The following is a 10,003-nucleotide window of genomic DNA, read 5'->3' as shown; positions in this document are numbered from 1 at the left end:
GCCCCCCCCACTGCTTGCCTGCACGGGCTCCGCGCCCCTGGTCCGCCAGGGTCCCGGAGCCCGTTTCCATGGCGAGCGGAAACGAATTTGCGCCGCCCCTGCCGACAACGCGGGAACCTGCCCGCACCGCCACCCGCCCTCCTACAATGGCCCATCCTCGACAACGCAAAGGAGCGGGCATGAGCACGGAAAAAGTAGCGATCGTGACGGCGGGCGGCAGCGGCATGGGTGCGGCGGCGGCGCGCAAGCTTTCCGCCGACGGCTATCGCGTGGCCATCTTGTCTTCATCGGGCAAGGGCGAGACGCTGGCGCGGGAATTGGGCGGACTGGGCGTCACCGGCTCCAACCGTTCGCCTGAAGACCTGGCCCGCCTGGTCGAAGCCACGCTGCAGAAATGGGGGCGTGTGGATGCCGTGGTCAACAGCGCCGGCCACGGCCCGAAAGGCCCGTTACTGGAGATCAGCGACGACGACTGGCACCTGGGCATGGAGTTCTACCTGCTGAACGTGGTGCGCATCACGCGCCTGGTCGCACCGGTGATGAAGCAGCAGAAGTCGGGCGCCATCGTCAACATTTCCACCTACGCCACCTTCGAGCCCGAAGCGCTGTTTCCGACGTCCGGCGTGTTCCGCGCCGGCCTGGCCGCGTTCACCAAGGTGTTCTCGGACGAATACGCCGAACACAACGTGCGGATGAACAACGTGCTGCCCGGCTTCATCGACAGCCTGCCCGAAAAGGATGACCGCCGCGTGCGCATCCCCATGGGCCGCTACGGCACCGCCGAAGAAGTGGCCGACCTGATCGCGTTCCTGGCGTCTGACGCGTCGTCCTACATCACCGGCCAGAACATCCGCATCGACGGCGGCATCACGCGCTCGGTCTGAGTCTCATGCTTTTGGACTAAGCCTCTCGTCCGAATGACGGTATTGAAGCCCGCCCGGCGCTTTTAGTACCGTAGGTTTTCGCATTCGACGAGAGGCTTGCGATGACGGTTACCCCAGGCCAGGCGTCGCGCTTCCTTGCGCAAGCCACCTTCGGGCCCACGGCTTCCCAGATCGACGCCGTGGTGCGCGACGGGTATGCGGCGTGGCTGGACGCGCAATTGGCGATGCCGCCTTCGCAGACCCATTTCGATTGGTTGCTGCAACAACGAAAGAACACCGAAGCCTTCAAGGGCAACGGCATCAACGCGCCCCTGGAATCGACGCTGTGGCGCAAGTTCATCAGCGCCGAAGACCAGGTGCGCACGCGCGTGGCGTTCGCGCTGTCCGAGATCTTCGTCGTGGGCGTGCAGTCCATCACGGCGTCCTGGCCGCTGTTCGGCGCCGCCGGCTTCATGGACCTGCTGGCCGAGCATGCGCTGGGCGATTATCAAGCGCTGCTGACCGCCGTCACCAAGAATCTGTCGATGGGCTGCATGCTGACCTATCGCGGCAATCGCAAGGAAGATCCCAAGACCGGACGCCACCCCGACGAGAACTACGCGCGCGAGGTCATGCAGCTGTTCAGCATCGGCCTGTTGCAACTTGAGCCGGACGGCACGGTCCGGCAGGTGAACGGCGCGCCGGTCGAAACGTACACCAACGCCGACGTGCAAGGATTAGCCAAGGTGTTCACGGGGTGGGACATCAACGGGCCGGAAACCGATGTGGAATTCCACCGGCGGCCGATGGCGCTGAACAATGCGCTGCACTCGATGGCGGAAAAGCGATTTCTAGGCGCGGTGATCCCGCCAGGCACCGACGGCCAACTCTCGCTGAAACGCGCCATGGAGGTCATTTGCGCGCACCCGAACGTGGGCCCCTTCATCGGCATGCAGTTGATTCAGCGGCTGGTGACCAGCAACCCCAGCCCCGCCTATGTCCGCCGCGTGTCCGCGGCGTTCGACGACGACGGCCAAGGGGTGCGGGGAAACTTGAAGGCGGTGGTGCGCGCCATCCTGCTGGACTCCGAAGCCCGGCATCCCGACCTGAACGATCCGGGATGGGGCAAGGTGCGCGAACCCATCCTGCGTTTCTCCGGCTGGGCGCGGGCCTTTGGCGCCACGTCCACCAACGGCGCGTGGGCCATGCCGGACACGACGGACAACACAATACGGCTGGCACAGAGCCCAATGCGGTCCGCCACGGTCTTCAACTTCTTCCGCCCCCGGTATACGCCGCCCGTCACCGAGCTTGCCCGCCGGCATCTGGTAGCGCCCGAGTTGCAGATCACGGATGAGACCAGCATCGCGGGCTACCTGAATTTCCTGGCCATTTATGCCGACCGGGGCTGGGAAGATCTGCAAACCGCCTACACGCCGGAAATGGCGCTGGCGCATGATCCGCAGGCGCTGGTCGGCCGGGTGACGTTGCTGCTGGCGGGCGACGCGTTCAGCGCGCAAACGGCCGACGCCATCGCGGAGGCCGTCGCCACCCTGCCCGCCAGCCGCCCGCGCGACCGGGTGCGGGCCGCCATCCTGCTTGTCGCCGCCACCCCCGAATATCTGGTGCAGAAATGACGCGATCCCACGATGCCGACCGTCGCGCCTTTCTATTGCGCGCCTGCGCGCTGGGCGCCACGGGCGCCGCCGCGCCACTGGCCCTGAACCTGGCGGCGCTGGGCGCGGCTGCCGCGCAGTCGGCGCCATCGTCATACAAGGCGCTGGTCTGCGTGTTCCTTTACGGCGGCAACGATCCCTACAACACGGTCGTGCCCTTCGACGGCGCCGCCTATCGGGCCTATGCCGCTGCCCGTGGGGACATCGCCCTGCCTCGCGACGCGCTGAAGGCGACCGCCCTGCGCGGCAAGACACCCGCCGCGGGCGGCGCGCAATTCGCCCTGGCGCCCGCCTTGGCGCCGTTGGCGCCGCTGTACGAAGACGGCCGGATGGCGATCGTGCTGAACGTGGGCCCGCTGATGGCGCCCACGACCAAGGCGGATTACGTCGGCGCCCGCGTACCGCTGCCGCCCAAGCTGTTCTCCCACAATGATCAGCAATCGTATTGGCAGGCGCTGGCGCCCGAAGGCGCGGCATCGGGTTGGGGCGGCCGCCTGACCGACCTGTTCGCCGGCGCCAATGCGCAGCGAACGTTCACCGGCATCACGGCCGGCGGCAGCACCGTATTGCTGGCCGGCCGCAAGGTCGCGGGCTATCGAGTGGGCATCAACGGATCGACGCCGATTGAACTGCTGTACCGCGACATGTACGGCTCCAGCGCCTGCACCGCCCTGCTGCGCCGGCTGATCACGCAACCACGCGAACACCTGATGGAGCGCGAGCTGTCGCGCATCGCCGCGCAGTCGATCAACGCCGACACACAATTGCGCGCCGCGCTGGCCGATGTGGCGGTGCCGGGAGATTTCAATTCGCCGCTGGCGCAACAATTGAAGATCGTGGCGCGCATCATCGGGGCGCGGCAGGCGCTGGGGGCCCGCCGCCAGGTGTTCTTCGTATCGCAGAATGGCTACGACAACCACACCGGCCTGAACGACACCCACCCCGCCTTGCTGCGGGAACTGGGACAGTCGCTGGCGGTGTTCCAGCAGGCGCTGTCCTCGCTGGGCGTGGCGGACCAGGTGACGACGTTCACGGCATCCGAATTCGGCCGCACGCTGGGTTCCAACGGCAACGGCTCGGACCACGGCTGGGGCTCGCATCATCTGGTGCTGGGCGGCGCGGTCAACGGCGGCCGCTATTACGGCAGCCATCCGGAGATCGCCCTGGACGGCCCGGGGTTCGTCGACAACGGACGGTTGCTGCCAACGCTGGCGGTGGACCAGTTGGGCGCGTCGCTGGGCGCCTGGTTCGGCGCCGGCCGCGACGAACTGAGGCTGGTGTTTCCCAACTTGAGACATTTCGACGCGGACGCCCTTCACTTGCTGCCGGTCGCCTGACGGCGAGCAGCTTGCGCTACCGGGCCGCCAATTTCCGCTTGGCCGCCAATTGCCTCCAGCGCACGGCTTCGCTTTCGACGAATGCCCCCAATTCGGCCGGTGTGCTGATACGGAGCTCGGCGCCTTGCTCGCCGATCTTCTTCGCAACCGCCGGATCCGCCAAGGCCTGGTTCAAGGCCGTATTCAGCCGGGCCACGACCGCGGGCTCGGCCTTGGCCGGCGCAAAGATGGCATACCACTGCGGGACGTCCACGCCGGATACGCCCGCTTCGGCCAGCGTGGGCAGGTTCGGAAGCACCGCGCTGCGGGTCGGGCCCGCGACCGCCAACGCCTGGATCATGCCGGACTTCAGGTAGGGATAGACGCTGAACAGGCTGGGGAACATCACCTGCGTGACGCCCGAGATCGTGTCCGTCAAGGCGGGGGCCGACCCCTTGTACGGCACGTCCAGCATCCGCGTGCCAGTGGCCTGGTTGAAGAGTTCGCCCGCGATCGCCGGCGCGGTGCCGGGCCCGGCAGAGGCGAAATTCAACGTGTCGGGGTTGTCATGGCCGTACTTCACCAGGCCCGCCACGTCGTGGACCGGTATGCGGGTGGACACGACCATGATGGTGGGTGAATCGGCCACCATGCCGATGGGCGTGAAATCCTTGACCGGGTCGTAGTTCAATTTCTGCATGGCCGGATTGATGCCATGCGTGCCGATGTAGCCCAGCATCAGCGTGTAGCCGTCCGCAGGCTGGCGCGCGACGTAGTCGGAAGCGATTGCCCCTTGCGCGCCGGGTTTGTTCACCACGATGACGGTCTGGCCCAGCAATTCGCCGACCTTCTGCCCGACCACCCGCGCCAGCACATCGTTGCCGCCGCCCGCGGCGGTGGGCACGATCAGCGTGATCGCGCGCTCGGGATAGGCCGCTGACGCCGCGCCGGTGCCCAAGGCCAGCAACACGGCCGCGGCGCAGGCCGTCTTGAGGGGATGGTGTTTCATCGCTTGTCTCCTGTGATGAGGAATCGTCGTGATGGCGTGCCTCTTGCCGGGCCGCTTCGACGTTAAAGAAAATACGAGAAGATGCGGATCGGTCCGCTGTCTTGGGTTGAACAATCCGACGCATTCACCGCGGGCCCGGTTTTCCCACGGCTAGGCCACGGCGCGGAGGGGCTCGGCCCCCGCAAGGACATAATGGCCAGGGACGTAGAGCAGCCCTTTCATGATCTTGCGCGCCGTCCGCACCAGGCCGGCGGCGCGGACGACGCCCTGCGCCGGGTCTAGCTCGACATCGATGTCCATGGCGCCGGAGGGATGTTCTATGCGCACTTTCCGGAAACCCGCCCGCACTGCCGGGCCGCCGCAATCGTGGGCCACGGTGCCCGGCATGAGGAAAGCGCTGGCCACGCCGACGGCGCCCGTGGCGGCATGGGCCCGATGACAGGCCCCTGGCGTGAAATAGCGCGAGCGCAGCGCCAGGACGCCCGCAAGCCCCGCCGGCGCCAGCAGCACGGGCTTCGGAACGACGCTATGGGAAACGTCGCCCAAGCCCATGCGCATGCCCGCCTTGCGGCGAATGCGTTCCATGCGTTCCAGCAGCGCCGTATCGCCGTCCAGCTGCGCGGGCGTTTCATCGCCTTGCAGGCCGAAATCGCTGGCGCGCATCAGCACCATGGGCATGGCGGCGTCGATCAGCGTGACCGCCACCCCATCCACGATTTCCTGCCGCAGCCCGGTCGGGAAGAGCTTGCCCGTGACCGCCCCCCAGGCATCCAGGAAATTCAGCCGCACGGGCGCAGCCGACCCGGCTACGCCGTCGATGCGTGCATCGCCTTCGTAAGTCAGGCGGCCATCCGGCGTCTGCACCACGGCTTCGATCACCGCGCCGGTGTTCACGTTGTGCACCCTGACCGGCGTGACGCCGTTGCGCGCCGCGACCAGGCCTTCGTCGATGGCGAACGGCGCGGCGCCCGACAGCATGTTGCCGCAGTTGGGCCGGGTATCGACGGTAGCGCGGTCCACCGACACTTGCGCGAACAGGTAGTCGATGTCGCAGTCGGGGCGGCTGGGACGGGACACGATGGCCACTTTGCTGGTCAGCGTGTTGCCGCCGCCCAGGCCGTCTACCTGCAGCGCGTGGGGCGAGCCCATGGCGGCCAGCAGCAGCCGGTCGCGTTCGGCGGGGTCCGCCGGCAGCCAGTCGCCCAGGAAGAAGGGGCCGCGCGACGTGCCGCCGCGCATCAGTACGCAAGGGATTACGGTTTCCATGAAAGCCATTCTGCGTCGGCCCGGCTATTATTTGAATTGCAACTTACGGATGGATTAATGCATGGCACGCATCAATTTCGACCTGCAGGAATTGCAGGCCTTCGTGGCGGTGGCCGAGCGCGCCAGCTTCCGAGCCGCCGCCGAAGACCTGCACCTGTCGCAACCCGCGCTCAGCCGCCGCATCGACAAGCTGGAGAGCATCCTGGGTGCCCGCCTGCTGGAACGCACCACGCGGCGCGTGGCGCTGACGCAGGTCGGGCGCGTGTTCCTGGAGCGCGCCCGCACCGCCATCGACGAGCTGGAGAGCGCCGTGCTCAGCATCGGCGACCTGGCCGCGCAGCGCGGGGGGCTGGTGACGGTGGCCTGCGTGCCGTCCGTCGCCTATTACTTCCTGCCGTCCGTGATCCGCGACTACACGGAGCGCTTTCCGCGCATCCGGGTACGCATCATCGACGAAACCGCCAATACCGTGCTCAATAGCGTGGTGACTGGCCGCGCCGACTTCGGCATCAGTTTCTTCGGCACCCAGGAGCCCGACGTGGATTTCAAGGCGGTGCTGCGCGAAGACTTCGTGCTGGCGGTGCGTCGCGACCACCCCCTGGCGGGGCGCCGCAGCGTGTCCTGGGAAGCGCTGTCGCAGGAACGCTTCATGACGGTGGCCAAGGAAAGCGGCAACCGCCTGCTGATCGACGACGCGCTGGCCAAAAGCGGCAAGCGCACCGTCAGCGCATTCGAGGTCAGCCACGTCATGACGCTATTGGGCCTGGTGGAAGCCGGGCTGGGCGTGGCCGCCGTCCCGCAACTGGCCATGCCGCTGACGGGCCACGCCACGCTGACCAGCGTCAAGCTGGAGCATCCGCGCGTAACGCGCACCCTGGGCCTGATCGCCCGGCGCGGCCGCCCCCTGGCGCCCGCCGCCCAACAGCTCTATAACCTGATCCATCAGGCCGGCAAGACGGCCAAACGCAAACCCGCTTCCGCCATCGCCCCGACCAGCCCATGACTCCGACCCATTCCCTGGCCCTGCAGCCCGCCACCGACGACGATATCCCCTATCTGCTGGCGTTGCGCAAATCCACGATGCAGGTGCACCTGCAGCGCGCCGGCGCGCCGCTGGACGACGCGCATCATCTGGTCCGCGTGCGCTACCACTTCGACGATGCCCTGATCGTCTGGCTGGACGGCCGGCCCGCCGGCTTGTTCAAGCATTACCGCGATGCCGCCGGCTGGCGCATCGTGCAGATCCAGATCGACCCGGCTTTCCAGGGCCGGGGGCTGGGCCGCCGCCTGCTGCAAGGCGTGCTGGACCAGGCGGATTCGGAAGGCGCGCCCGTCACGCTGAGCGTGCTGAAAGGCAACCCCGCCCAACGGCTATATCAGTCGCTGGGCTTCACCCCCGTCGAGGAGACCGCGCTGGAACTTGAAATGCGTTACGAACCCGGTGCTGTCCGGCCGGCCGTCTGACCTTTGCAAATTCTTTTGGCCGGGCGGAATAAAGCCGCGGCGGCCGGCGTCTGTAGAGGGCAGTCCCCACTTTCCTATCTACGAGGCACAACATGCGCAATCACATCGCCGCCGCCCTGGTCCTGGGTTCCGCCGTCCTGTTCTCGGCCGGCGCCCACGCCCAGGCCGTTAAAACCCAGGACGGCATCCTGGTCAACAGCGCGGGCATGACGCTCTATACCTTCGACAAGGACGCCGGAGGCAAAAGCGCCTGCAACGACCAGTGCGCCAAGATCTGGCCCCCGGTTACCGCGCCCGCCGACGCCAAGCCCATGGGCGACCTGACGGTCATCACCCGCGACGACGGTTCCAAGCAATGGGCCCACAAGGGCAAGCCCGTCTACCTGTACGCCAAAGACACCAAGCCGGGCGACAAGACCGGCGACAACTTCAAGGAAGTCTGGCACGTCATCAAGCCCTGATCCCGCCCGACGCGTCCCGTCATCCCAGCGTCCATGCGCGCCGAAGACGAAGCCCTGATCCTGGCTTGCATCCCCAGCCTGCGGCGTTACGCCCGCGGGCTGACGGGCGACCTCCATCGGGCCGACGACCTGGTCCAGGACACCCTGGAGCGCGCATGGAGCCGCTATTCGCGATGGCAACGACGCGGGGAACTCCGCGCCTGGATGTTCGGCATCATGCATAACCACTTCATCGACGGCGTGCGCGCCAACAACCGCCGGGCCGACCAGACCGTTCCGGGCGACATGCCCGATGCGCCGGTGCGCGCCACGCAGACCGACCACCTGGAGGTGCGCGACCTGGACCGCTGCCTGCAAGTCCTGCCGGCCGAGCAGCGCGAAGTGCTGTTGCTGGTTTGCGTGGAAGACCTGTCCTATCAAGAGACCGCCCAGGTGCTGGACGTACCCATCGGCACGGTCATGTCCCGGCTGTCCCGCGCCCGTGAAAAACTGGGCGCGCTGATGCAAGGACGCGACACGGTCAGCCGGCTGCATCGCGTGAAATGACATGAACGACAAACACCTTCATCCGATCCCCGGCGCGGGCAGCCCCATCACCGAAGCGGATCTGCACGCCTATGCGGACGGACAGCTTCCCCCCGCGCGCCACGCCGACGTGGGGGCTTTCCTGGCGGCTCATCCGCAAGACCAGACCCGCGTGGACGACTGGCAGGCGCAACGCCGCGCGTTGCACGCGCTGCTGGACCCCGTGCTGGACGAGCCCCTGCCGTTGCGCTTGCCGCTGCGCGCGCCCGCGCGCCGCTTTCCCTGGCGCGCGCTGGCCGCCAGCGTGGCGATCGCCGCCGTCAGCGCCAGCGCCGCCTGGATCACGCGCGGCGCGATGGATGCGCGCCACCTGCAAACCGTGCTGGCCACCGCCAGCCCGGACCGCGCCGCCGGCGGGTACGCCCAGCGGGCCGCCATCGCTCATGCGGTCTATGCGCCCGACATGGGCCGCCCCGTCGAGGTCAGCGCCGAAAACGAGAAAGGCCTGGTCACCTGGCTGACCAAACGCATGGGCGCGCCGGTGCGCGCGCCGTCACTGTCGCAGGCCGGCTACGAGCTGGTAGGCGGCCGCTTGTTGCCGGGCGGCTCGGGCCCGGTGGCGCAGTTCATGTACGGCGCGGCCGACGGACAGCGCCTGACCCTATACGTGACCCGCGAAGCCGCAGGGGGGCAGACCGCGTTCCAATTCACGCAAGAAGGCCCGGTGCGGGTGTTCTATTGGGTCGAAGGGCAGTTCGGCTACGCGCTATCGGGCGCCGTCAGCCGGGAAGAATTGCAGCGGGTATCGCAAGAGGTTTATAAGCAGTTGCAGGGGTGACGGGGTGCCCGCGCAACCCGTCGTCACCCTGCCCCGTTTTGCCTGGCTTCATGCAGCATGTGCAGCGTAATCTTGCGCACTTCCGCCTTGCTCATCTCGATATGCGAACGCAACATGCGCGCCGCTTCATCCGCGCGGCGCGATAGCACGGCGCGCAAGATGGCGGCGTGTTCGTCGTAGGTTGCATCCACGCGAAAGTCCTTGGTGAAATCCAACCGCCGCACGATGCGGATCTTTTCCGTGACATCGCGGTGGATCTGCGCCATCTCCGGATTGCCGGCGGCGGCCACCAGCGAACAATGGAACGCCTCGTCCAGCTGCGCCACCAACCTGCCGTCCAGGATGCGCTGCGGCGGCGGCACCAGCCACACATCCGTCAGCGCGCCCAGGATGCCGGTTTCATCCATGTTTTGTCGCGCGCACAGCTTGTCCACAGCCGCTTGCTCGAGCACCACGCGCACGTCGTACAGCGCTTCGAACCGTTCAAAGTCGAACGGCCGCACCTGCCAACCGCTGCGTGGCCGCGCCAGCACGAAGCCTTCGCGCTCAAGCCGGACGAGCCCCAGCCGCACCGGCGTGCGGCGG

General features: G+C 67.4%; 11 protein-coding genes. 8 read left to right on the top strand and 3 right to left on the bottom strand.

What is annotated here, in order from left to right; genetic code table 11:
• Positions 1 to 179: 179 nt before the first annotated feature.
• The 3 genes from ACE039_RS25950 to ACE039_RS25940 all read left to right on the top strand — a co-directional run bounded on the left by ACE039_RS25950 (position 180) and on the right by ACE039_RS25940 (position 3,876).
• Entirely contained in the window at positions 180 to 884 is a 705-nt protein-coding gene (locus ACE039_RS25950; RefSeq protein ID WP_485823706.1) for an SDR family oxidoreductase, read from the top strand.
• A 101-nt stretch (positions 885 to 985) separates the two neighbouring features.
• Positions 986 to 2,500 carry a DUF1800 domain-containing protein gene (locus ACE039_RS25945; protein WP_485823705.1) on the top strand — a complete coding sequence of 505 codons (1,515 nt, stop codon included), beginning with the start codon at positions 986 to 988 and terminating at the stop codon, positions 2,498 to 2,500.
• Positions 2,497 to 3,876: a DUF1501 domain-containing protein gene (locus tag ACE039_RS25940; RefSeq protein ID WP_448708593.1), complete on the top strand. Its 1,380-nt coding sequence runs from the start codon at positions 2,497 to 2,499 to the stop codon at positions 3,874 to 3,876. The genes ACE039_RS25945 and ACE039_RS25940 overlap by 4 nt, the downstream gene beginning before the upstream one ends.
• Before the next feature lie 16 nt (positions 3,877 to 3,892).
• Here ACE039_RS25940 and ACE039_RS25935 read toward each other — a convergent pair whose 3' ends face one another.
• Both ACE039_RS25935 and ACE039_RS25930 read right to left on the bottom strand, forming a co-directional pair.
• Positions 3,893 to 4,864: a Bug family tripartite tricarboxylate transporter substrate binding protein gene (locus tag ACE039_RS25935; RefSeq protein ID WP_485823704.1), complete on the bottom strand. Its 972-nt coding sequence runs from the start codon at positions 4,862 to 4,864 to the stop codon at positions 3,893 to 3,895.
• Positions 4,865 to 5,014: 150 nt separating this feature from the next.
• Positions 5,015 to 6,130, bottom strand: a complete 1,116-nt coding sequence (locus tag ACE039_RS25930) for a 4-oxalomesaconate tautomerase (protein ID WP_485811369.1) — start codon at positions 6,128 to 6,130, stop codon at positions 5,015 to 5,017.
• A 61-nt stretch (positions 6,131 to 6,191) separates the two neighbouring features.
• On the opposite strand from ACE039_RS25930, the gene ACE039_RS25925 reads away from it, so the two are divergent.
• From ACE039_RS25925 to ACE039_RS25905, 5 genes are all read left to right on the top strand, one after another.
• Positions 6,192 to 7,133, top strand: coding sequence for a LysR family transcriptional regulator (locus ACE039_RS25925; RefSeq protein WP_485823703.1), 942 nt, complete (start codon positions 6,192 to 6,194; stop codon positions 7,131 to 7,133).
• Entirely contained in the window at positions 7,130 to 7,594 is a 465-nt protein-coding gene (locus tag ACE039_RS25920; protein ID WP_485823702.1) for a GNAT family N-acetyltransferase, read from the top strand. Before ACE039_RS25925 ends, ACE039_RS25920 begins: the two co-directional genes overlap by 4 nt.
• Positions 7,595 to 7,686: 92 nt before the next feature.
• Positions 7,687 to 8,055 carry a COG4315 family predicted lipoprotein gene (locus tag ACE039_RS25915; protein WP_313460311.1) on the top strand — a complete coding sequence of 123 codons (369 nt, stop codon included), beginning with the start codon at positions 7,687 to 7,689 and terminating at the stop codon, positions 8,053 to 8,055.
• A gap of 33 nt (positions 8,056 to 8,088) precedes the next feature.
• Entirely contained in the window at positions 8,089 to 8,601 is a 513-nt protein-coding gene (locus ACE039_RS25910; RefSeq protein WP_485823701.1) for an RNA polymerase sigma factor, read from the top strand.
• Position 8,602: 1 nt separating this feature from the next.
• The gene (locus ACE039_RS25905) at positions 8,603 to 9,418 is read left to right on the top strand and encodes an anti-sigma factor family protein (protein ID WP_310031048.1); all 816 of its coding nucleotides are present in this window, start codon (positions 8,603 to 8,605) and stop codon (positions 9,416 to 9,418) included.
• A gap of 23 nt (positions 9,419 to 9,441) precedes the next feature.
• Here ACE039_RS25905 and ACE039_RS25900 read toward each other — a convergent pair.
• On the bottom strand, positions 9,442 to 10,003 hold a 562-nt coding region (locus tag ACE039_RS25900; RefSeq protein WP_485823700.1), incomplete at its 5' end, for a GntR family transcriptional regulator.

The organism is Achromobacter maghribensis (assembly GCF_057334215.1).
This window is presented reverse-complemented; position numbering and strand designations above follow the sequence as displayed.